Genomic DNA, 21,122 nt, shown 5'->3' on the forward strand with positions numbered 1-21,122 from the left:
CAACCCCTCGGCCACTTCCACCTCACCCCCGACCGCAACTACATCAGCCTCACCCGAACAAAATGATCAACAACTCATGACACATCTACCGGGACTTCCCCTTGACACATGTCTCGGGACAGGACAGCCCTCATGGTGGCCGTTTCGTACCAAGATCCGCAGCCGATAGCTGCTCAGAACCGACGGATTACACGATCAGGTCCAAAAACGGGCACTAGAACGCTGCTGCGCGGTTTACGCGTGGACAAGTCGGCCAGGTGAGCAGCACCCGCTCGGCGGGACGTCGAGCACCCGATCGGACACTCCGGCTGCGCTTTGTCGCCTGCTAGGACCTTCGCCCTCGGACCGCCGGGTCAGACGGCGCTGGCGGCGGTCTTCGAGGCGTCGGTCAGCGGGTCTTCTTGGTTGCTCGTTTGCGGGGCGGGGTCAACAGGTCGGCGACCGCGGCGATGGCGGACGGCACGAGGCGGTAGTACGCCCAGACCCCGCGCTTGTCACGCTCCAGCAGGCCAGCCTCGGTGAGGATCCGCAGATGGTGACTGACGGTCGGCTGGGAGAGTCCGAGAGGCTCGGTGAGGTCACTGACCGACGCCTCCCCCTCCGGAGCCGACTGGATCAGGCTGAGCAGCCGCAACCGGGCCGGGTCAGCGAACGCCTTCAGCACTCCCGCGAGCCGCTCGGCATCGGCACGCGCGATCGGCTCGCCAGCGAGGGGCGAGATAGCAGACGTCGCAGTCTTCAAAGTTCCCACGTCTTGCATCGTTGCAGCAAACCCCATCGATCCGCTGGCGAACGAGGGCAGGATCACCGTGAATTCGTATGGCAGCCCACCGCTTCAACCGTCTCGACATGACGGACTGCAGCGCCTCGACGACGCCGGACCGGCCGATGATAGTGCGCCAGCATGATTGCGGAGAGTGGCTGCCGGACGAACTGCCGTCCGCCGGTCGCTGAATCCGGACGAGGGAGTGGGCATCTTCAGGTGAGGAGCTCTTCTGTGAGGTCCATCAACCGCCCGGCGTTCTGCGGGTCGAGCGTAGGAAAACTGAGCGGAAGTCGCTTGTCGCGGTCAATGGCGGTCAGCGGCGCGGCCGGTGGCGTGTCCAGGAACTGGTGGATCGGCGCTACCGCGTCCGCGATGGGTTTGGCCGTCACTGACACCGCCGCCAGCAGCCCGTGGAGCACCAGCGGAAGCGGGCTACGGTCACCGCTTCTGGTGAAACCGGGGTGGTAGAGCACGTATCGGGCACGGCTGTCGGACCGCTGGGCGAAGCCCACGCCCAGCAGGTCGTTGGCTCGACCGGCCTGCAACTGTGCGCTGACCATGGAGTAGCCCGAGGCCAGTTGCGGGTCGGACCAACGCACGCCACCCTTGGTGACCCCGACGCCGGCGACGTTAACGATCACCGGCGCGATAGCTCGGTCCAGGGCCGGGCGCAGGCCGAAGCTGAGCAGATAGCGACTGAGGTAATAGAGCGCGAAGGTGCGCTCCAGGCCCTCGCCGGTCACGATGCGACGCGGCGCTACGGCATTGGCGAATAGCGCCAGCGCGTCCACGACCTGGTACTCGGTGAGGATGTGCGCGATGGCCTGCCGAGTCTCGGCCACGCTGGAGAGGTCGACGGGAAGGAAGTCGATCGCGCTGGCACCCAGTGCCTCGCCGCGTTCGCGATTGCGGCCGAGCACCAGGACACGGTTGCCGCGTTCGGCCCGCCCGAGGGCCAACGCCCGTCCCATTCCGTTCGTGCCCCCGCTGACCACCACGACGCCCATGTCGCCCTCCGTTACCGTTCTCCACTGACGTGTTCATCCTTGGCGGACGGCCGACGCAGCGAAAGAAGGCACTTTCATGACCACAAGGAACACCGCTGTGCGTACCTCGCTGGACACCCACCGATTGCCGAATCCCGTTCCGATCGGCGAGTACGAGCGCTGTCCGGTCACCGACGTGCTCCGGCGGGTGAACGACAAGTGGACGCTGCTGCTTATCACTCTGCTCGGCCGGCATCCGTACCGGTTCAACGAGTTACACCGGGCGGTGGAGGGGATCAGCCCGCGCATGCTCACGCGGACGCTGCGGACGTTGGAGAGCGACGGTCTGGTCGAACGTGAAGTGTTTCCGACGGTGCCGCCGAGCGTCGAGTACCGGCTGACGCCGCTCGGCGTCAGCCTTCTGGAGCCGCTCGCCGCGCTGGCCGACTGGGCGGTCGACCACCACGCCGAGATCGCTACGGCACGTCAGCGGACCACCTGATACGCCACGGGCACACGGAGATCCCCAATGCGGTCGCGACCGGAGGTGACGTCGGTGACGACGCTGACATCCGGGACGGCCGAGATGAGGGAGGCGTTCGTATGGTGAGTCATCGCAGTGCTGCTGCGAGGTCGGCGGCGTTGTCGAACGCGGGTGCCGCCCTTTCGGATTCGTCTTCCGTGAGCGTGACGGACTGGGCGCGGGCCAGCATATCGGCCGCGGTCTTTGGATCCTGCAGCACCATCGCGAGTTCGGCACGGTAAACCAGGACCTCTACCTGCTCGACCGGGTCGTCGTCGGCTTGCGGGCGGGCCAACGCGCTGTCGAGGATCCGAACGGCCTGTCCGACGCTTCCCCTGGAATCGGCCTGCACGACAGCATTCGCTAGGGCCTTGGCCAGCCGCCCAGCACGCGTGGTAGCCGGCATGGGCGCGGTGACGGCCTGCCGGAAGACGCGGATCCAGTTGCCGCCCGGGTCGATGACGCTGAACCCGCCCAACCCGTCGGCGTTCTTCCGCGCCCTTGGCCGGGTCATCCGCGGCGTTCCGGACACCAGTACCTTGCCGTACGCGGCGCGCATGCCGGCTGCGAATGCCCGGTGTAGCCCCTCGATGTCCGCGGTGAGTACAAGACAGGAGCCATAGGACTGCTCCGGGTCAAATCCGGCGATCTCGAAGAACTGGAGCTGCAGGTCTTCCCGCTGCACCCCCACACACGCGTTGGGCTTGCGCTGCTTGTACGTGGTGCGGAAGCCGAGAACTCCGTAGAAGGCTTCGATGTCGTCAATGGATGCGCACGGCAGCAGGGGAACGGTTACCTCGTTGGCCATGCCTCCTTCCTAGGCGTCGTAGAGGTCCGTCGCACATGGAAATAGCCGATCATCGCCTTCGGTCATCCGATCGGCCGATGACCCAGAGCGCAACGCGCCGAGCCGAGCAATCGGCGGTGCCTTCCTGCCTGCCATCCGGCTCGCCAAGGTCAAGTGCCCGGATCTGCCGCCGACTGCGCACGCTGGTAGCCCTGCTTCGAGTTGCTTGGCCTCTCCGTAGACAGCAGTGGAGATTGACGGCGCAGGCTCGCGGCATCCTCATCTGCCGCGATCCGCATGCTTTACCGGGATCATCGTGCGTCGAGCCTGCCCGGGCGTACGGAGCCGGACAGGAGGACGAAGTTCAGCCGATGATGGCGGCGAGAGTTGGGTTCGCAGCTCGCGTCGTAGTCGACGGCTGCGGCGAGCAGTCTGGCGGTTGCTGAAAGCTGGGACTGCAGTTTCACCTGCCAGTTCGTCGGGAGCCGGGTCGCCGACCGCTACCCGCAGACCCAGAACTGCGGGGTCGGGTCGGCTGATCAGCCGGTCCGTCGACGGCACCAGGGCTGGAGAACGACACCGAAGGCGCTGCAGGACGGGAAGACTTCGGTGGCGGCCATTGCGACGCCGCGATCTGGGCCCCGGTGACCGGCAGGGTGGGCGAGATCTGGTCGAGCAAGCGCTGCGCCAGGGTGGCGTCGATCTCGACGTCTGCGCTGATGCGAACATCGGCCGCGGTCGCCAGGTCCACGACGTCGTCGCTGGTGAACGCATCAGCTCCGAGAGTGCTCAGCCGTCGCGCGAACTCCTGGACATTGATCATTTGCAGCCTCACCGTCGGATTGTTAATTATCCACCGTAACCCCGCTTCGGTCGGCGGATCCTGCGCCCGCCGTGCGGGCCACTGGGGCCGACAGTCGGCGCCGACAACTGCGACCGCTGCGCGGAAGTCCGCAACTCTTCGGTGAGCTAATCGCGCGCCTGCAGGGCCGTCACGCTCTGTGTTACCCATGCTGTCCCGCGACGCCCGGAAATGCCGCTGTTCGAGCGCGGCCGCGGCGACCGCGAATGTCCGGGCCAAGGTTGAAGGCTGCTTCTCCTAGCGTCTCTGTTGACGAGTCCGTACAGGCAGGTAGGCGGCAGTGGTCCCCGCGAGGCTGCCGAGGGACAGGGCGACGACCAGCGGCAAGAACACGTCCCACGGCGCCCGCAGCCCGCCTGTGACAACGATGCCGATCACCAGGCACGCTACAGCGGCGACCACGAAGAAGAACGCCATTCGCAGTCGGTATCCCCGGCGGACGCGGGGTGTCCCAGTGGCGGCCAGGCCGGCTACGCCCGCGTGTTCCGCCCACCCGAAGCCGACCGCCACCAGGCAGATCACCAATCCGACGATGACGCCCAGCAACGAGTCGCACGCGGTACTGCGCAACGCCCTGGAAAGCGGCGGTTCAGGGAGGCCCGACTCGCCACTGAAGATGAGACGCCCGGCTCGGCCGTATGTCCAACCCTGCACCACCGAACCCGCAGGCTGCGACTCGCGCTGCCCGGCGGCATCGGTATCTGCTTCCATCAGCCCAGTGTCAGCCGCCCATCAGCCGATGTCGACCTTGCCGACGTAACGGAACTCCGCCACACGTGACGAGTCATCCGCTCCCCAAGGGCGAAATCGCTCGCTGCCCGTTTGCGAAGCTTGCCGGTGCCGCACTTGAGGCGAGTCTGCTGGAGTTGCGGGCCGGAGGCCGTGCTCTGGGTCACTGTTGCTGTTGCGGGTCGTAGGACCCGGGCGGCAGGGCCGCGAGCCATGCATGTCCCGGATGTACTTGCTTCAGTAGCCTGAAGAGCGTCTCGCGTTGAGGGCGAGTCAGCAGCGGGAGAACGCCGTCGAAGTCTGCCTGGTCCTTGGGGCGCACGTGCTTGGCCTTGAAGAGTAGAACGAGTTCAGGGGTCAGGTACGGGATCCGGTCCGGGGTGTGCCGGATGATGTCGGCGTAGGGCAGTCTGATCGTTTCGTCTCTTCGGCAGATCCACACGTCGCCGTCGTGTGGCTCGCGGAAGACATCAAGCAGGTAGCGCCCTGTCTCCGGCTCTCGCAGCCACGTCTGCCGAGTGGCAGCCAGTACTTCTGGCGTCGCCGATTCCCAGATCCGAGCGGCCCCGATCGCGTCGAAGGTGAACTCGGCGAAACGCTCGCGGATCTCAGGAAATCGCCCGACCGGCACAGCGATCTCAATGTCGTGGTGCTCACGGGTCTGCTCACCACGAAACAGATCCAACGCCCAGCCTGCCGCCACATACCACGGCACGGCGGTCCCGACCAAGCGGCGTGCAACATCGATCGGCTTCCAACATCCTGTCCAGCGGGCTTCGAGTGCCGCTACGTCGCCAGGCTGCACCTCAATACCGCCGCAGGGCAACTGGTCATCCACGCGCCGAACATATCGGGGATCGACCTCCTACTCGGCGATGGCGTCTTCTTCTGGTCAATGTCCGCTCAGAGAAGGCTTGAGGACGCTCCACCAACGGCGAAGCGTCCCCCGGACTCGGCCCGGCTCGAACGGGCTGCCACCCTCTCCTATGGATCGCGGGCGCGGTCATCCGGAGCCACCGCACCTTGGGCGAGGACGGGAAGAGTCTAGGGGCGGAGACAACGCACGGACATGCCGCGAGTCGCGCGCTACCCGGACGGGCGCGGCCCGTTTGGAGGTCGACGCAGGTTCCTGCGGAGTCGAGTCTGCTGTTGCAACAGCGTCGGGACTAAATGTGCCCTCAGCGTCACCCGAGTGGCTCGCCCTCACCCGTCCTGCAACGAGCCTGCGGCTGCGGCTGGACGCCGGTAGCGGCCACAGCTGCTGAACACGGCCGTGGACAGGAGGTTCGAAGTCAGCCGCTTCGGCGGTTGCCGTACTGGCGAGGACTCTGCACCGTGCCGGAACGGCCGTGGGCGCGGCTCGCGGTACTCCCGATGTGGTTGGCGGTGGCCTTGCCCTTGGACCGGCGTGCCGCCCGGTTCTCGAAGGGCTGCGGCTGTTCCTCGGTTCCCGCTTCGGCGTCAGCGGTGGGATCGGCGTCGCTGGTGGCGTCGGTCATCAGTATCTCCTCGGGCTGTTCAGGAGTGGGCTATATCGCTGCGGATCTGGAAGCGTGGCCGCCGCGATACGCAGACGGTAGCGGGCAGGCCGACCCGAGTCGGGACCGACTGCCCGGGTAAACCATCTAGTCACGCCAGAGCCCTCGCCAGGGTGATCCAACCACGACGCCGTCCGAGCATCCGGATTTGCCGCTGAGCGCGCGCTTAGAGCGACCGGCAATTGGTGGTGGTGACGCAGCGGGAGGTCGAGCGGCCGGAAGCGGACGCGGCACATGCCCAGGGGCCCGTGACCCCAGGCAACCATCTGGCAGGCTCGCTGCCCCGCCAAGGCATCCGAAATCTTGGTACGAGTGCGCCCCTCAAGGGGCAGATTCGTACCAAGATCTTCCCTGCCCAGGGTGGCGGGCTGGCTATCAGGACGTGTCGGCCTATTGCCGGTCGCTCTAACCCTACGATTTTGCCCTACGCTCGCGGTCTTGCCGATTAGCGAGCACTTGTCGGGCTTCGGGCCATCAGCGCGGTGGGCGTCCATCGCTGTGCGGTGCGGGTTCCGGTGGTCAGCACGCGCGCCGTCGTGGTTTTGGGGTCTACGCGTCTTCCTGTGCTGGTGCGCCGACCGCGACCTGGACCCACTGGCTTGGCGTGGGTGGATGTCGAGCGGTACGTGCGCTGGCTGGGCACCAACCCGCAGGATGCGTCGGCCGTTGCCTGGGCGGTCCGTCCGCTCGTCGTGGGGGTTCAGGACTATGCCGACAAACCTCGGATCATGGCGTCGAGTCCGGGGCGGAAGTGGTCGCCGGCGTCGATGACGCCTTGGGCCAGCAGGTTGTCCGCGGGCGGGCGGGCTGATCGTTGCCGTGGCTGCAGTCCGGTGATCGCCGTCGCAGAGACATCGAGGGCGCAGCCTACGACGTACGCGCGGAGCGCCTGTACCGCCTGCATGGCCTGCCCGGCGGTGAACCCGCTGGCGACCATGAGTTCGATGGCGTGGTTGGCGGCCCGGACGCCGAACTCGGAGCGGACCGGTCGCGATGCGAACACGATCACGGCGTGGGGATGACGGATCAGGACCTCGTACAGCTGGATGCAGTAGGCCGTCAGCAGGTCGGACCAGGGCGCTGCCCAGGGCAGGCCCGCGGCGCCGACTTCGTCGACCAGGGTCTCGGCGATCGCCTCGAACAGATCCTCGCGACCGCGGAAGTGCCAGTACAGTGCCGACGGGTCGACGTTTAGTTCGGCCCCGAGCCGCCGCATCGAGAAGGCGCTGGTGCCGCCTTCGTCGATCATGCGCAGCGCGGTGGTCGCGATGCCGGTCCGGGTGAGGCCGGGTTTGCCGCTGTTGTTCGATCGCTTCCGTGGCGCCACCCGGCGAGCATAGGCTCACTATCCGGCCAGAGCCGCGCGGAGCGCGCTCGCCCAGCCCGCCGGGTCGTCCTGGTAACTGAGGTGATGGCCGGGGAACACCAGCAGCGGCGCGTTCAGGTCAGCAGCCAGTTGCGGCATGCCGGTCGCCTGCAAGCGGCCCTGTCGGCGGCTCAACTCGCCCACCGCGCACAACACCGGGACGCCCGAGGCGGTGATGCGGCGAATGTCAGGTGAACTGGCGAAAAGCGCCGCTAGTTCGGTGCCGATGACAAAGGCTTCGTCATATCCGCGGCTCTGCGCGTCCGGCGGAGTGGCGCCGAACGCGGACGCCGGGATCCCGAGTCCGAACAGGAACTGCAAGGTCGCCGCCGAGGAGCCGTACCGCAGGCGGGTGCTGGCCACCGCATGCAGGAACGTTGCCCAGCGCCGGTCGTAGGAGGGTAGGGGTGCTTCGTGAATGAGCAGTTTGCGGACTGCGGCGGGATGGTCGACGACCAGTTGCAGTCCGACCAACGCTCCGCCACTGCTGCCGACAACGGTCGCCGAGCGGTGTCCGGCGGCAGTCAGGACGGCGACCGCGTCGCGCGCCTGCTGGGCGAAGGAGAACGTGGTGGGATGGTGGCGGGTACTTCGGGCATTGCCGCGACGGTCGTAGGTGATGACCTCGTACGAGGTGGCAAGCAGGTCGGCGATCCGCTCGTAGTAGCCGCCGTCCCCGCCCGCACCGGCAATGAGCAGCAGGGGTGGGCCGTTCCCGCGAGCCTCGAAATAGAGGCTGTCACCTTCGGCGTCGATTCGGCTGGCCCGGACCGGCACGGGTGGTATGTCCGGCACCGCCGGTCCTGGTGCAGTCACCACCGCGACCGCCAACGAGCCGACGAGCGTGAGCAGACCGAGCCCGGTGACGCCGACCGCCGTCGCCGCGCTCCGCAGCCGCCATGCCGGCCGGCGGCTCGCCACCGCGTCCGCCAGTCCGGCCAGCACGGTGACCGTCAACGGAACGAACACATCGACGGCCCGCAGCCGTCCGTGGGGGAACAGTTCGAATGCGGTCAGTGCGAGGGAGGAATACAGGCCAGACCGTACCCACCAGGCTGGCGGTAACCCAGGTCCACCGCGTTCCCGCAACCGGTACGTCACGGCCACGCCGATCACCAGCGGCGGCAGCACCGCCAACGCGGAGCCAGGCCATGCCTTCTGATCGTCGAGGTAGAAGCCCAGACGGCCAAGGTGCTGAATGGACAGGGAAAGCGCCGCGGCAGCTGCGGCCGCCAGTGCGGCGAGCAGTATCCGGGTCCGCCGAGGGGCATGCTCGCCGTCCTGCCGCAGCCGTGTGGCATGCCAAGCGGCCACCACCCATGCCGTCACCAGCGCCAACATCGAACCCAGGTCATGTCCGTACAGCATTCGAAACCCCCGCTCCTCAACGCTGTTGAGGAAATGTACTCAACGACGTTGAGGAGTAGCAAGAGGGCAAGAATGCCCACCCGGTCGCCGCCGCTCACGAAAGTCCGAGGTTCTGCAGACGCGACGGGTGACGTTGCGCGACGGGTGTGCCCGCGCCCAAACTGTTCCCTCGACGCACGGATCTGTCGATGAGCGAGCATCGGATCTTGCTGCATCCGCTAGGTCGGTGCCAACGGTCGCAGTCGCCAGCCGAGCCGGTTTACCATGCGCTGCCGCCATTTCGCCGCGAGGTTGATCCGCTATGCGCTGTCTGCCGAGGTGACAGGGTAGTGAGATCGGGCGGCTGGGTGATGCAGGCCCGGGTGGACGCCCGGCGGGTTCCCGGTGTGGCCGGCGAGCCGTTGCAGGACTGTGATGAGCTGGGCACGTTCGTCGGCATCGAGCGCGGCGAGGATCTCTTCCTCGTGCTGGTCGGCGACCCTGCGAGCGCGGGGTAGCAGCTCGCGCGCGGCGCTAGTCAGGTGAATGGCGTGGGCGCGGCGGTCGGCGGGGTGCCGCCGACGTTCGACCAGCCCGCGCTGCTCGAGGTCGTCGAGTAAGCCGACCATGACCTTGCGGTGGATGCCCAGTGCGTCGGCGAGCTGTTGCTGGGTGCTCCCTTCGCCTCGATCGAGGTGTGTCAGGAGCCCGAAGTGGTTCGGCGCGATGCCCAACGGCGCCAGCCGTGCTGCGAACGTCTGCGCGATGTGGAATCCGAGCTGAGAGAGCAGGAAGTTGGCCCGGCCGGCCAGCGGCCGGTCTGCGCCTGGTGCGGAGTGGTCAGACACCCAAATATGGTACGCCCTGGCGATTGTCCGATACGGTAACAATTACTGAGGCTCCATATTTTGGAGGTGTCCATGAGAGTGACCGTCTTCGGCGCGACCGGCGGCATCGGGGGCCACGTCGTGCGCCAGGCGCTGGACCGCGGGTACGCCGTGACCGCAGTCGTCCGCGACACGGCCCGCCTCGATGTGCGTCATCCGACGCTGGAGGTGGCGACGGTGCCAGCACTGGACGACGCCGACGCGTTGGTCCCTGTGCTGCGTGGCAGCGACGCGATCCTGTCCGGAGTGGGCCCACGCGGACGTAACGACGGGCCCGTCGCCTCCACCGCCACGCGCACGATTCTGGACGCCATGCGTGCCGAAGGCGTCCGCCGTCTCGTCGCGATCAGCGCCGCTCCGGTGGGCCCGACACCCGACGGGGACAGCTTCCTCAACCGCCGCGTCGTCCTGCCCGGTATCAGTGCCCTGCTCAAGGACCTCTACGCGGACCTGCGTGCCATGGAGGACGCAATAGCGAACAGTCCTGCGGAATGGACGGTCATGCGGCCGCCCAAGCTCGTGCACAAACCGCTGACCGGTCGGTACCGCACCGCCATCGGCGGCAACGTCGCGCGCGGCTACACGATCTCGCGGGCCGACGTGGCTCACGCCATGCTCGCCGCCGTCGGCGACCCCGCGACGATCCGCCGGGCGATCGGCATCGCGTACTGACTTATCGCCGTTTCCCGTCGAAGCCGGAGGATGCACGATGCCCTATCCGCTGCCCCAGTTCGCCGTGCCGGAACCGTACGGATTCATCTACCTGGGTTTCCAAGCCGAGCCCGCACAACGGTTGCCCGTCCACAACCGCACCCCGCAAAGGCACCGAGCGGCGGCGTGGCTCGTACAGGCCGTCCCCACACTCGTGCGCCGCCCGGACGTCGTGTCCGTCCGCGTCTTCCGGGCAGTGCTCATCCCGCCGCTGCCCGGCGTACCCCGCTACGACCTCGCGATGCTCATCCGCACCGCGCGCGTGGACCAAATGGAAACCGTGCGCACCTGCGCCGAAGTCTCGGCCCTCGACGGTGAGCAGATCCTCGCCGGCGTCAACGCGGCCCGGATCGGCGATACCGAAACCCGAACCGGCACCTTCCTGTTCAACCACTTCACCGCCGCGCCAGGAACCGACGCCGAAGCCGTCTGGCGCTCCGTCACCGGCTGGTACACCACCAAGACCGGAGTCGACAACTCCACCGCCCTGCGACCCACCGGACCATCGTCGTTCGCGCTCGTCAACTACGCGCGACTGCCCGCCGGGCCGATCCGTTTCCTGTCCGGGCAACTCACGCGGCCGAGCTTCCATCGCTTCGTGCGGGCCACGCTCGACGCGCACGGGATGCGTGCCCTACCCGCCTTCCACCGGCTCGTCCACGCATCGGCGTAACGCTTGAACGGAAAGGAGCCCTCCATGCGCTTTTCGCGCCTTGCCGGCATCGCCGGCATCGGCTTCGTCGTCATCCTGATCGCGGCCAACCTGCTGCTGACCGCAGCCGGCTTTCCCACCCCGTCCGAAGCCACATCCGTCGACGAGATCACCACGGTCTTCGCCACCGAATCCGGATCACTGCGCCTGGCCTCGGCACTCCTGCCGACGGCCTGGTTGCTGGCCACGATCTTCGCCGTCGGGGTGTGCGTCTACCTCCGGCGCGACGAGCGGACCCGGACGGACCCGTGGTCCCTCGTCGGTGTCGCCGGAGTGCTCATGCAGTCGGTGGTGTTCACCAGCGTCGAGGCCACCCGGCTCGCGCTGACCTCCGCCGCCCAGCACGACGCCGACGGCGTTGCCGGACTCTGGGGCTTCTACACCGCGCTGTTCGGCTTCAACCAGGTGTTCCTGGCGACCGCGCTCGTCGGGTTGTCGATGTTCGGCATCCGTACCGGCGTCATCGCCCGATGGCATGCAGGCTCCGGTTTCCTCGCCGCCACGCTGTTGTTCGTCACCGCGACGACGAGTCCCTTCGACGTCGGCGGCGTCAACCCGTTGGCCCTGCTCGGCCTCATCGGCTGGCTCCTCTGGCTGGTATGGATCGTCGCGTACAGCATCATCCTGATCCGAAACACGCCCGCGCCATCCACTCCAACGGACGACGCCAACACCTCTGTCGCAGCTACCAACACGTAGCAACACCATTCCCATACAGACCGCGCTTTCGCCAACCAAGATCAAGCGTCCGCAACTGCCGCGTCCAGCGCGCCTTCATGTCGGTGTTCAGGTGTCGGCGGCTTGACGCACGGGTGCTAATAGCCTCTGTGGAGCGTGTCAGGCGGGCTTAGGTCGATCGAGTTTGGGCCGGTCAACACGCCACCCTCTACGGGTAGGGTGTGCCCGGTGATCCATGCGGCGTCGTCGGAGCCGAGGAAAGCGACGGCTGCGGCGATGTCCTCTGGCTCGCCGATGCGGCCGAGCGGGTACATCGGTTTGAGCTTTTCCAGCGCGTCCGGTTGGGAGTCCCAGTTCGGTGTCCGGACGGTGCCGGGGGCGACCACGTTGAAGCGCACGCCGAGCGGACCGTACCGGGCGGCGTAGTTCTGCGACATCGCGATCTGGCCGGCTTTCGCCGCGGCGTACTCCACGTTCCCGAAGGCCGCGATGCCGTTTACCGAGCTGATCGTGACTACGTTGCCGCGAGTCCTCACCAGGTGCGGGATGGCCGCCTGGATGCAACGGGCGGCGCTGACGAGGGTGAAGTCGAGCTGACGGTGCCAGTCCTCGGCTGAGGTGTCCTCGGGGATCGAGGTGACGATGCAGCCGCCCGCGTTGTTCACCACCAGGTCGAGCCGGCCAAACCGTCTGACCGCCGTGGCGACCGCGGCATCGACGTCGGCGGGTGAGGTGACATCGACCTTGACCCCGAGCGCGTGCTCCGCGCCGACTTCCTCGGCAAGCGCTGCGGCCGAGTCCTCCCGCAGGTCCGTGACGACCACCGTACCGCCCTCGGCGGCGATCCGCCGTACGACTGCCTGCCCGATGCCCTGCGCCGCCGCCGTGACGAGTGCGACCTTGCCCTCGAATCGCCGCATCACCACTCCTCCAGAATCATTGCCGCCACTTTCCCCGCGATCCAGCCCCGGCATGGTGGCACCGAGACCGCGGCAAAGCACGACCAAACCATCGCCCGCGACTCGTTCCGTCCACCACACCCCAATCAGCCGGCCCAGGTCGACCGTCGTGAGCAGTCGATCGGTGAACACCATCGCCGCGGCATTCGCTCATAGCCGCGACCCGCGCCGCAGTCCTGCCCAGCGGCGGCTCCGGTTAGCTGCCCAGGTCGGTGAGCGACAGATCGTAGCGTTGAAGCCGGATGCCGAGCACGTCGTAATGCGAGTACGTGTGGATGTCGTCGGTCGTTTCCAGCAGCAGCGCCCGGTCACCCCGTCGCCACACTGCTCGGTAGCTGTCGTACGCTCCGGTCACCACGATCTCCGGCGTACCGAGACGGGCAGTGATTAGCGCGGCGAGGCGATCGCGTTCGGCATGAAACTCGGCCCGCTTTGCGTCCGGCCGTCGAGCCCACAGCCGCGGCATGTCTTCGTCGTACTCGTCCTCGTCATCCACGTTGTCGGGCTCTTCCGCCCCGAACGCTGGCCAGTACAGGGCGCACGGTAGGTGCACCCACATGTCCGGATCCGGGGGTGCCGCCCCGAGCTCGACCGACCACCCGGACAGTTCGCCATCGGCGTCGACGGCGAACTGTGGTGCTGCCGAGCCACCCTCCCACTCGACGCCCTCGCCGGGACGGGCGAGACCCCACTCCACGAACATCGCCTCGACCGTCGCCCGTTCCCAAGGCACGCTGCACAGCCGGACCATACGGTCCACCCATACCTCGTCGACTGGGAGCAGCTTGAGTGACATGAACGCAGACCGTACACGGCCGCGCTCGCCGAGTCCTCAGGGAAGCATGCGCCTGGCTCGTCGGCGGGACCATTTGGAGTTTCCGCTCAGCGCTCGGAGCCGGCCTGCCGCGACGACGTCCGCTCATAGCCGCCGAAAAGTGTGTGGGTGTTGCTGTGTACGTCGACGGGACGCGGTTCAGCGGAAGTCGTCCGCATGGTCGTGCGCCCACGTCGCGAACGTTCTTGCCGGGCGTCCGGTCACCTGCTCAGCCGTGGGTAGCGGTCCGGAAAACACCGGATCGAACGCCTCGGCGGCGGTCGGGGCGGTGTCGTGGCCGGAGTAGCCCTCGAAGCCAAGGAGGAAGTCGGCGTTGGCGGCGGCGAACCCTCCCTGCTCGCGGTAGTGCTGTCGTGCCCGGCTCGGAGTCACGACCGCCAGCCGCACGTCCTCGCCGATCGCCTCGGCGATGGCACGCACCTGATCCCGGTGGCTGATGAGCTGGGGGCCGTTCACGTCGTACACACGGCCAGCGTGGCCGGACTGCAGCAGCGCGGTGACCGCGACGTCGGCGACGTCACGCTCGTGCAGTCGTATCAGCTCTCCTTGCCCGCGCGCTTGCCTGCTTGGTCGCCGTCGAAGCGTTCCCCGGCCAGTCGGTCAGACTGCGGTGGGCCACTCATTCTGCCGCCAGTTCGTTTCCGGCACCGCGAAGTGTGCCGCGCCTGAGCCCGCCAGGTAGGCGGCGACCGAGGTCGGCAGCACGTCCGGGTAGTCCGCGTTGCGGACGTCGCGCAGCGAGGCCGTCCCGTCGAACATGGCGATCTGGTATTGCAGGGCCAGGTACTCGAACATGCTGGACGCCGTGAACTGGCGGCGGGCGATCTCCGCGCGTAGGTCCCGCAGGGTGCCCTTGCGTACCAGGTTCCATCGGCGTCCGGACGCCGTCTCGACCTCGTTGCGAAGTTCCAGCATGGAGAGCTGCTGACCGACCACATGTACCTCGCGGCCGGCGGTCCCGGGGTCGAGCGCGATCGCGGCCGTGTACGCGGCGGTGTCCGGGATCGTGGTGATGTCGATCGGGCGGGTGCCGTCGCCCCATATCGAGAAGGTGCCCGCCATCGGGTCGAGGATCTCGTGGACGTCGGCGAGAAGGTACTCCGGGAACGCGCCGATCGACACCGACGTACGTGCGACCGTCGATGAGTCGAACTCGTCGGTGAACGTGCGGCGCAGGTCGGACAGCACGTTGACGCCGTATCCGTAACCGTAGAGGTTGATCGAGAAGTCTGACGGGATCATTCGGTGCACACCTGCGCGCTCCGCGGCCCGCAGCAGTTCCCGCTGCCCGTCGATGATGATCTCCGGACCGCCCTGTACGGCGGAGACCACGACATCCACGCCGTTGACGTGCGGCTGGAGCGCGGCGGCCCCGTCGGTCAGGTCGCCGACGTACGGCGTCAGGCGGGGATGGGTCGGCAGTTTGTGCTTCGACGACCCACGGACCAGGGCCCGGACGTCGGCGCCTCGTTCCAGCAGGTTTTTCACGATCAGGCTCCCGACACTTCCGGTCGCACCTGCTACCAGGACTGTCGTCATCGTCGTTGCTCCTCAGGTTTTTCAGGTGCCCGCGGGGAGGCGCGTGTGGCGTGGGATGCTGCCGAACTTTCCGGAGTGGAAGTCGCGGTATGCCTGTTCGATCTGGGCCCGGGTGTTCATGACGAACGGGCCGCTGGCGACGACGGACTCACCGATCGGCCGGCCCGCGAACAGCAACACGGTGGTCCGCTCGTCCCCGTCGCCGGTGGCCAGGTTCAGTGTGGTCGCGTCGCCTTGACTGGATACGGGATCGGACCAGGCGGTCTGTCCGGTGCCTACGGAGCGACCTCCGATCGTCAGCCGTCCCGCGATTACGTACGCGAAGGCGCGCTCGGCGCCGTCGATGACCTGCCGGTACTCGGTTCGCGGATCGAGGGTGATCACCGCGCCGAGGATGGGCCACTGGTTGACCGCTGGGCCGCGTGCGGTCCCGGTCTCGCCCGAGATCACCTGGACGAGCACGCCCGGCTCGGTATGCACGGCCTGCCGGCCGGCCCGTAGGTCCTGGTAACCGGTGGGGACGAACTTCAGGTGCGACGGCAGGTTGAGCCACAGTTGGATCACGCGAGCGTGTTCGGCCCGGGCGGCGACCTCGCGGTGGATGACACCTCGTCCCGCGGTCATCCACTGCACATCGCCCGGCCCGAGCACTCCGGCGTTGCCGAGGGAGTCGCCGTGTTCGAGGGCGCCGTCGAGGACCAGGGTCACGGTCTCCAGTCCACGGTGCGGATGCCAGTCGAACCCCGGCTGGTTGATCAGTTCCTCTCCCATCAGCAGGAACGGGTCGGTCCAGGCGTCGTTGCCGGGGGCGATGGCCAGGGTGCTGCGCGCCGACATGGGCGTCGGGCCCAGGTCCACCTGGTCGACGACCCGATTCACCCGCCGGGCCACCGGGACGGAAAGTGTGGTCATGATGCCTTCGCCTTTCGTCGGTCGGAGGAAGCGTCCCGCTTGTCGACTGGTGTTGGCAAAGAGCATCCAAGTTGCTTACATTTTAGAAGTGACTTTGCCATCCAGCACGGCCGTCGACGAGGACAGCTGCCACCGCATCCTGCGCGCCATCGCCATCATCGGCGCCCGTTGGACCGGGCCGATCCTGCTCGCCGGGGCCCGCGGGGCGCGCCGATTCAAGGAGTACCGGGCTCTCGTCCCGGGTATCTCCGATCCGCAACTGACTCTGCGGCTCAAACAGCTTCAGGAGCGCGGGCTCATCGCGCGCACCGTCGTTCCCAGCACCCCGGTCCAGATCACGTACGCCCTCACCGCCGACGCCAGAGAGCTGATCGCCGCCCTTCAACCTCTGGCGGACTGGAGCGAACGGAATCTCCCGAACAACGACGCGTAAGGTCCATGCCCGGCCGCCGGTTGAGCGCTGGAGTCCGTCGTCTACGTCGTCGTGGCGGCGACCTGGCCAGCCTGACGAAACACAACGGCGCGAGGGGGGCCGGTGCGACGGCGGCGATCCAGCGGGTACGCGAGGTCAGTGACAACGGCTGCGGAGGGGCTGACGAGCGGCGGCGGACCGGGGCGAGCGGGCAACGGCATCGGTCGCCCCGCGCGTGCTCTGCCCAGGGGCGTTCGGCTGGTCGCCGTGCCACGTGTAGCTCGGATTACCAGGCGATGGTGCCCCTGACGCAGGTAGTGGCCGCACCACCGGCCCACACCGCAGCGTACGCGCAGCGCTCGATCGCCCTGCACCGTCGCGAAGAGCACGATGCCGGCGCGCTGGGAGTCGCCGGGCTCAAGCACGCCCTGTGCCTGCCCTTGCAGGATCAGGGAGTCCATTAGCCCGAACGGCGCGGCGGCGGCTGCGACGAGCCGTTCGGCGCCCTCGCGGTGCTTGCCGGTGAACATCAGTTCCAGCAGCGCGGTGTCCTCGGTGGCGAACCGCAGATAGGCCGCCGCCACGGCGTGCAAGCGCGGTCCGAACTCCTCACCCGCGGCCGCGCGTAGCTCCGCGTCCAGCCGGGCGAACCCGGCCTCGGCGAGCGCGTCCAGCAGCGCCTGACGGTCTGGGAAGTGCCGACGGGGGGCGGCGTGACTGACGCCGGCCTCGCGGGCCAGCTCGCGTAGCGAGAGCTGGTCCGCGCCGTGCTGGCGCCGGCTGCGCTCGGCGGCGGCGAGCAGCGTCGTCCGAAGGTTTCCGTGGTGGTACGCGGGCACGAGGGCTCACCCTAACCGAAAGATGTTGCCGTTGACATCATTGTTGGCGACGCCTACATTGTTGCTCATGGCAACATTCACGATCGCGCAGATCCCCGCCCTGATCGACCGCACTGTCGTCGTCACCGGAGCGAACAGCGGCTCGGCCGCGCCGCCGCCAGCGCGCTCGCCATCAAAGGAGCCCGCGTCGTGCTCGCCGTCCGAGACCCCGCCAAAGGGTGGGCCGCCGCCGCGACCATGACCGGCGACGTCGCGGGCAACGGACCGGCACGATCGACTTCGACGACCTCAACTGGAAACGTAGGCCCTACCGGGCGTTCCCCGCGTACGCGCAGTCGAAGCTGGCGAACCTGCTGTTCACCGCGGAACTGCACCGTCGCCTCACCGAAGCCGGCTCGCCGGTGCTCGCGACCGCCGCGCACCCCGGCATGGCAGCCACCAACCTCCTCACCCACCTCGACGACGAGCGGTCCCTGCTGCAGCGGATCCTCACGACCGTCACCGACCGCCTCTCGCAGAGCGACGACGAGGGCGCGCCGCCCACGGCGGCGGTGGCGGACATCCCGGGCGGCAGCTACGCCGGCCCCGACGGCTTCCTGCAGGGGCGTGGTGCGCCCAAGCTGGTCGGCCGGTCGAGAACCGCCCGGACAGCGTCCTCGCCCGTCGCCTGTGGACCCTCTCCGAGGATTCGACCCGCGTCACATTCTCACTGACCGCGACGAAGACCACGGCCGGCGCAACCTGATTGAAGGGTCCGAGATGACCGACCAACCGACAGTCCAGACGGCCTCCGGCACCGTGCGTGGCCGGACCCGAGACGGTGTGGCGACCTACCTGGGAGTCCCCTACGCGGCCCCGCCGGTCGGTGACCTGCGTTTCGCCGAGCCCGAGCCGGCACCGTCGTGGCCGGGCGTCCGGGAGGCGTGCGAGCCCGGTCCGACCGCACCCCAGAACGCCCTGAAGAGCTTCTTCGGCATGGACATGTTCACCATCACCGGCTCGCAGTGGCGCCGGGGAGAGGACTACCTCACCTTGAACATCTGGGGCCCGGCCGAGGGCACGGGTCACCCCGTCATGGTCTACATCCATGGTGGCGGCCTGGTGGCCGGCACCAAGGACGCCGCCGTGTACGACGGAAGGAACTTCGCCCGAGACGGCGCGGTCGCCGTGACCATCAACTATCGGCTCGGGGTCGAGGGATTCATTGCCATCCCCGGCGCCCCGACGAACCTCGGTCTGCGCGACATGCTCGCGGCGCTGCGCTGGGTTCGAAGCAACATCGAAGCCTTCGGCGGTGACCCTGCCAACGTGACCGTATTCGGGGAATCCGGCGGCGCGATGGCGACCGCCTGCCTTGTCACGAGCCCCATGTCCACCGGCCTGTTCCGGCGGGCCATCATCGAGAGCGGTCACGGATCCGCCGTCTATCCCCAAGAAATCGCTCACCGGGCTACCCGGAAAATGGCCGAACTGCTGCAGATCACCCCCGATCTGAACGGGTTCCGCGCGGTCGACGCCGAGACATCACTGCAGGCACTCCGGCAGGTGTCCCAGGCCGGAACGGTCGACATGAGAGATGAGAGCGGGTTCGACCCGTCCTTCGGCCAAGGGGTGATCAACCCGATCGTCGGAGACGACGTGCTGCCACGTCACCCTCTCATCGCGCTCGGTGAGGGCGCCGGACGTGACGTCGATCTCCTGATCGGAACGAACGAGAACGAGTTCAACTTCTGGCTCGCGCCGACCCGCCTCATTCTGGCTCCGCGTTTCCTGATGCGACCTCTTCTGCGTCGGCTCGGCGGCGACGCACACGGCATCCTCGCTGCCTACCGACAGCAGAACCGCCGGGCACGAGGCGGCGAGATCATCTCCCGGATCATGAGTGACCTGGCCTTCAGATGGCCCGCCCGTCAGTACGCCGCCGCACATCAAGGCCGCACGTTCTTCTACGAATTCGACTGGTACTCCCCAGCCAGCGGCGGCAGGCTCGGCGCGGCCCACGGCCTCGAACTCCCCTTCGTCTTCGACACCCTGGCGGCCGTCAGCGGACCACGAGGATGGCTCGGGAAAAATCCCCCACAGCACCTCGCCGATCGAGTACACGGCACCTGGCTACGGTTCGCTGCCGACGGCAACGTGCCATGGCTGGAATTCGACCGCACGACGAGGATCGTGCAACGACTCACGCGTGGCTTCGCCACACCAGAGGACACATTGCCGGCCGCAGCGTTCATCCCGCCGCCAGCCCTGGATCTCGAGGACGAAACGGCGGCATAGCCTCATGATCGACTTCACTCTCATGGCCGGACACCGATCCTGGACCAAGCCTCTTAAGTAGCCGATGAGCGGATACTGCCCTCTCTGCCGGTATCGACGGGACCGGGTGGCTAACCGAACCGGTCAGCGAGCTTCGTCAGCTTGGTGACGTACGCCGGCCAGTCGTAGTCGTGGGGGACGCCAGAGTTCTCCCGCCGCAAGCCGATCGCCCTGTCGTGTTGCTCGCGCATGATGTCGGCGTGACCGGCGTGACGGGCGAGGTCGCAGGTCACGTGGATGATGATTCTGTGCAGCGTCACGTCCCTTTCGTCTGGGCGCCACCACGGCACCTGCCCTGGCGCGTCAAGGGGTAGCTGTTCGATCGTCTGATCCGCGAACACCCCGACACGGCGATACAGGTCGATCAGCCCCTTCTTCGTCTCGCTCTCCCGCGCGTACCAGTCTGCCTGCGGGTCCTCCTCGAACGCCTGCATGGGGACCAGTTCCTCAGGCATCGGGAACTCACGTCCGAAGGTAGGCCCGAAGTAGCCGGCTTCGACATTGAGGCAGTGCTTGAGGACTCCCAGCAGATTGTTGCCAGTCGCGGTGCGGGGCAGTCTGGCCTCGCGTTCACTCAGCCCGTCGAGCTTCCAGATCAGGTTATCGCGAGTCGCCTGGAGGTAGTGGTGCAGCGCAGCCTTCGGGTCGCCCAGATCAGCCATGCCTGCCAGTCTTCCTTATGCGCCCGAGCCATTTCTGCGAGGCGTCGCCCGCAAGATTTCACCGCACGCGGCTTGGTGCGGATTGTCGCGCTCTGCTACGCACATCCCCTGTACCCCATGTTCATGGGTCGCTTTCAGGACGACCGGATCTGCCGCTCCTGGTGGGTTGGTGTTCATCGTTGGTGACGCACGATGATGTACGGCCACCTCTCCTGTCTCCGCACTCCGTGCCGTATCGGCCGATCAACTCGTCCTGCGCGCCGGTGTCGGCCTTCCTGGGCCGCTATCGTGGCCAGACTCGGTTTCATACCGAGCCGACCTGCGTGTCTTCCTCCGCTGGTGCACCGACCAAGACGAGACCGGCTGGCTGCGGTCCGGGTGGACACGGAGCGGTATGTGCGATCCGCGTCGGCCGAGCGCAGTCCGCAGCGTTTCATGCCTTGGAGCCGGTGGGGAGTCGTTGCGTTGCGGCCGGAGGGCATGGCGGAGCGGCTGCTATCGGCGATCTGCGCGTACGGTGCGGCCGTCTGCGATCAGTGCTCTACCGCCGGGCCGAGGCGGACCGCTGGCGTGCCGCTTCGTACAGTACGACAGTCGCGGCGGTCGCCGCGTTCAGGGAGCTGGCGGACCCGAACATGGGGATCCGGACGAGTTGGTCGCATGCCTCGCGCCAGCCGGAGCTGAGGCCGGTGGTCTCGTTGCCGATCAACGCCAGGGTGGGTTGTGTGAAGTCGTACTCGGCGGCGTCCAGGTTGC

At 67.5% G+C, this 21,122-nt stretch carries 25 protein-coding genes; 7 read left to right on the forward strand and 18 right to left on the reverse strand.

Going from position 1 to position 21,122, the window contains the following annotated elements:
* Window positions 1-388: 388 nt before the first annotated feature.
* Entirely contained in the window at window positions 389-760 is a 372-nt protein-coding gene (locus E0H26_RS28515) for an ArsR/SmtB family transcription factor (protein WP_131309546.1), read from the reverse strand.
* Between the two features lie 218 nt (window positions 761-978).
* A complete protein-coding gene (locus E0H26_RS28520; protein ID WP_131309506.1) occupies window positions 979-1,773 on the reverse strand; it encodes an SDR family NAD(P)-dependent oxidoreductase in 795 nt (264 codons plus the stop codon).
* 76 nt (window positions 1,774-1,849) lie between these two features.
* Between E0H26_RS28520 and E0H26_RS28525 the strand changes: the two genes are divergently transcribed.
* Entirely contained in the window at window positions 1,850-2,254 is a 405-nt protein-coding gene (locus tag E0H26_RS28525) for a winged helix-turn-helix transcriptional regulator (protein ID WP_131309508.1), read from the forward strand.
* 109 nt (window positions 2,255-2,363) lie between these two features.
* On the opposite strand, the gene E0H26_RS28530 is transcribed toward E0H26_RS28525, so the two are convergent.
* From E0H26_RS28530 to E0H26_RS28565, 8 genes are all read right to left on the reverse strand, one after another.
* On the reverse strand, window positions 2,364-3,083 hold the full coding sequence (locus E0H26_RS28530; RefSeq protein WP_131309510.1) for a VOC family protein: 720 nt from the start codon (window positions 3,081-3,083) through the stop codon (window positions 2,364-2,366).
* A 442-nt stretch (window positions 3,084-3,525) separates the two neighbouring features.
* On the reverse strand, window positions 3,526-3,897 hold the full coding sequence (locus E0H26_RS28535) for a hypothetical protein (RefSeq protein ID WP_131309512.1): 372 nt from the start codon (window positions 3,895-3,897) through the stop codon (window positions 3,526-3,528).
* Between the two features lie 264 nt (window positions 3,898-4,161).
* On the reverse strand, window positions 4,162-4,635 hold the full coding sequence (locus E0H26_RS28540) for a hypothetical protein (protein ID WP_131309514.1): 474 nt from the start codon (window positions 4,633-4,635) through the stop codon (window positions 4,162-4,164).
* 181 nt (window positions 4,636-4,816) lie between these two features.
* A complete protein-coding gene (locus E0H26_RS28545) occupies window positions 4,817-5,491 on the reverse strand; it encodes a nucleotidyltransferase domain-containing protein (protein WP_131309516.1) in 675 nt (224 codons plus the stop codon).
* Window positions 5,492-5,945: 454 nt separating this feature from the next.
* Window positions 5,946-6,152, reverse strand: coding sequence for a hypothetical protein (locus E0H26_RS28550; protein ID WP_131309518.1), 207 nt, complete (start codon window positions 6,150-6,152; stop codon window positions 5,946-5,948).
* Window positions 6,153-6,897: 745 nt separating this feature from the next.
* A complete protein-coding gene (locus E0H26_RS28555; RefSeq protein ID WP_131309520.1) occupies window positions 6,898-7,518 on the reverse strand; it encodes a TetR family transcriptional regulator in 621 nt (206 codons plus the stop codon).
* Between the two features lie 18 nt (window positions 7,519-7,536).
* Window positions 7,537-8,886 carry an alpha/beta fold hydrolase gene (locus E0H26_RS28560; protein WP_240742447.1) on the reverse strand — a complete coding sequence of 450 codons (1,350 nt, stop codon included), beginning with the start codon at window positions 8,884-8,886 and terminating at the stop codon, window positions 7,537-7,539.
* Window positions 8,887-9,224: 338 nt separating this feature from the next.
* Window positions 9,225-9,752, reverse strand: coding sequence for a MarR family winged helix-turn-helix transcriptional regulator (locus E0H26_RS28565; RefSeq protein WP_131309524.1), 528 nt, complete (start codon window positions 9,750-9,752; stop codon window positions 9,225-9,227).
* 72 nt (window positions 9,753-9,824) lie between these two features.
* On the opposite strand from E0H26_RS28565, the gene E0H26_RS28570 reads away from it, so the two are divergent.
* Genes E0H26_RS28570 through E0H26_RS28580 form a run of 3 tightly spaced genes read left to right on the forward strand, consistent with a single transcriptional unit; the run spans window position 9,825 to window position 11,913 of the window.
* Window positions 9,825-10,463, forward strand: a complete 639-nt coding sequence (locus tag E0H26_RS28570) for an NAD(P)-dependent oxidoreductase (RefSeq protein ID WP_131309526.1) — start codon at window positions 9,825-9,827, stop codon at window positions 10,461-10,463.
* Between the two features lie 37 nt (window positions 10,464-10,500).
* Window positions 10,501-11,175 (forward strand): hypothetical protein, encoded by a 675-nt coding sequence (locus E0H26_RS28575; protein ID WP_131309528.1) that lies wholly within the window; start codon window positions 10,501-10,503, stop codon window positions 11,173-11,175.
* A 24-nt stretch (window positions 11,176-11,199) separates the two neighbouring features.
* On the forward strand, window positions 11,200-11,913 hold the full coding sequence (locus tag E0H26_RS28580) for a hypothetical protein (protein WP_131309530.1): 714 nt from the start codon (window positions 11,200-11,202) through the stop codon (window positions 11,911-11,913).
* Window positions 11,914-12,029: 116 nt separating this feature from the next.
* Here E0H26_RS28580 and E0H26_RS28585 read toward each other — a convergent pair whose 3' ends face one another.
* The 5 genes from E0H26_RS28585 to E0H26_RS28605 form a co-directional block, all read right to left on the reverse strand.
* Window positions 12,030-12,986, reverse strand: a complete 957-nt coding sequence (locus E0H26_RS28585) for an SDR family NAD(P)-dependent oxidoreductase (RefSeq protein WP_206025427.1) — start codon at window positions 12,984-12,986, stop codon at window positions 12,030-12,032.
* A 61-nt stretch (window positions 12,987-13,047) separates the two neighbouring features.
* Complete coding sequence (locus E0H26_RS28590; protein ID WP_131309532.1) at window positions 13,048-13,647, reverse strand: hypothetical protein; 600 nt, start codon at window positions 13,645-13,647, stop codon at window positions 13,048-13,050.
* 177 nt (window positions 13,648-13,824) lie between these two features.
* The gene (locus tag E0H26_RS28595) at window positions 13,825-14,151 is read right to left on the reverse strand and encodes a Rossmann-fold NAD(P)-binding domain-containing protein (protein WP_131309534.1); all 327 of its coding nucleotides are present in this window, start codon (window positions 14,149-14,151) and stop codon (window positions 13,825-13,827) included.
* Window positions 14,152-14,286: 135 nt separating this feature from the next.
* Window positions 14,287-15,225: an NAD(P)H-binding protein gene (locus E0H26_RS28600; protein ID WP_131309536.1), complete on the reverse strand. Its 939-nt coding sequence runs from the start codon at window positions 15,223-15,225 to the stop codon at window positions 14,287-14,289.
* Window positions 15,226-15,246: 21 nt separating this feature from the next.
* The gene (locus E0H26_RS28605) at window positions 15,247-16,137 is read right to left on the reverse strand and encodes a pirin family protein (protein WP_131309538.1); all 891 of its coding nucleotides are present in this window, start codon (window positions 16,135-16,137) and stop codon (window positions 15,247-15,249) included.
* Between the two features lie 88 nt (window positions 16,138-16,225).
* On the opposite strand from E0H26_RS28605, the gene E0H26_RS28610 reads away from it, so the two are divergent.
* Entirely contained in the window at window positions 16,226-16,570 is a 345-nt protein-coding gene (locus E0H26_RS28610) for a winged helix-turn-helix transcriptional regulator (protein WP_206025429.1), read from the forward strand.
* Between the two features lie 41 nt (window positions 16,571-16,611).
* On the opposite strand, the gene E0H26_RS30230 is transcribed toward E0H26_RS28610, so the two are convergent.
* Complete coding sequence (locus tag E0H26_RS30230; RefSeq protein ID WP_240742445.1) at window positions 16,612-17,388, reverse strand: TetR/AcrR family transcriptional regulator; 777 nt, start codon at window positions 17,386-17,388, stop codon at window positions 16,612-16,614.
* Window positions 17,389-17,606: 218 nt separating this feature from the next.
* On the opposite strand from E0H26_RS30230, the gene E0H26_RS28620 reads away from it, so the two are divergent.
* Both E0H26_RS28620 and E0H26_RS28625 read left to right on the forward strand, forming a co-directional pair.
* The gene (locus E0H26_RS28620; protein WP_240742446.1) at window positions 17,607-18,101 is read left to right on the forward strand and encodes an SDR family NAD(P)-dependent oxidoreductase; all 495 of its coding nucleotides are present in this window, start codon (window positions 17,607-17,609) and stop codon (window positions 18,099-18,101) included.
* Between the two features lie 46 nt (window positions 18,102-18,147).
* The gene (locus tag E0H26_RS28625; protein WP_131309542.1) at window positions 18,148-19,665 is read left to right on the forward strand and encodes a carboxylesterase/lipase family protein; all 1,518 of its coding nucleotides are present in this window, start codon (window positions 18,148-18,150) and stop codon (window positions 19,663-19,665) included.
* A 110-nt stretch (window positions 19,666-19,775) separates the two neighbouring features.
* On the opposite strand, the gene E0H26_RS28630 is transcribed toward E0H26_RS28625, so the two are convergent.
* Window positions 19,776-20,366, reverse strand: coding sequence for a DinB family protein (locus tag E0H26_RS28630; RefSeq protein ID WP_131309544.1), 591 nt, complete (start codon window positions 20,364-20,366; stop codon window positions 19,776-19,778).
* 541 nt (window positions 20,367-20,907) lie between these two features.
* Window positions 20,908-21,122 (reverse strand): RNA methyltransferase (locus E0H26_RS28635; RefSeq protein WP_165522020.1); only part of this gene is annotated, 215 nt, incomplete at its 5' end.

Source organism: Micromonospora zingiberis, assembly GCF_004331455.1.
Taxonomy (GTDB): Bacteria; Actinomycetota; Actinomycetes; order Mycobacteriales; family Micromonosporaceae; genus Micromonospora; species Micromonospora zingiberis.

Coding starts and splice junctions, on each gene's coding strand:
- E0H26_RS28515 (WP_131309546.1), bottom strand. CDS start 760: ATGCAAGACGTGGGAACTTTGAAGACTGCGACGTCTGCTATCTCGCCC.
- E0H26_RS28520 (WP_131309506.1), bottom strand. CDS start 1,773: ATGGGCGTCGTGGTGGTCAGCGGGGGCACGAACGGAATGGGACGGGCG.
- E0H26_RS28525 (WP_131309508.1), top strand. CDS start 1,850: ATGACCACAAGGAACACCGCTGTGCGTACCTCGCTGGACACCCACCGA.
- E0H26_RS28530 (WP_131309510.1), bottom strand. CDS start 3,083: ATGGCCAACGAGGTAACCGTTCCCCTGCTGCCGTGCGCATCCATTGAC.
- E0H26_RS28540 (WP_131309514.1), bottom strand. CDS start 4,635: ATGGAAGCAGATACCGATGCCGCCGGGCAGCGCGAGTCGCAGCCTGCG.
- E0H26_RS28550 (WP_131309518.1), bottom strand. CDS start 6,152: ATGACCGACGCCACCAGCGACGCCGATCCCACCGCTGACGCCGAAGCG.
- E0H26_RS28570 (WP_131309526.1), top strand. CDS start 9,825: ATGAGAGTGACCGTCTTCGGCGCGACCGGCGGCATCGGGGGCCACGTC.
- E0H26_RS28575 (WP_131309528.1), top strand. CDS start 10,501: ATGCCCTATCCGCTGCCCCAGTTCGCCGTGCCGGAACCGTACGGATTC.
- E0H26_RS28580 (WP_131309530.1), top strand. CDS start 11,200: ATGCGCTTTTCGCGCCTTGCCGGCATCGCCGGCATCGGCTTCGTCGTC.
- E0H26_RS28585 (WP_206025427.1), bottom strand. CDS start 12,986: ATGGTGTTCACCGATCGACTGCTCACGACGGTCGACCTGGGCCGGCTG.
- E0H26_RS28590 (WP_131309532.1), bottom strand. CDS start 13,647: ATGTCACTCAAGCTGCTCCCAGTCGACGAGGTATGGGTGGACCGTATG.
- E0H26_RS28600 (WP_131309536.1), bottom strand. CDS start 15,225: ATGACGACAGTCCTGGTAGCAGGTGCGACCGGAAGTGTCGGGAGCCTG.
- E0H26_RS28605 (WP_131309538.1), bottom strand. CDS start 16,137: ATGACCACACTTTCCGTCCCGGTGGCCCGGCGGGTGAATCGGGTCGTC.
- E0H26_RS28625 (WP_131309542.1), top strand. CDS start 18,148: ATGACCGACCAACCGACAGTCCAGACGGCCTCCGGCACCGTGCGTGGC.
- E0H26_RS28630 (WP_131309544.1), bottom strand. CDS start 20,366: ATGGCTGATCTGGGCGACCCGAAGGCTGCGCTGCACCACTACCTCCAG.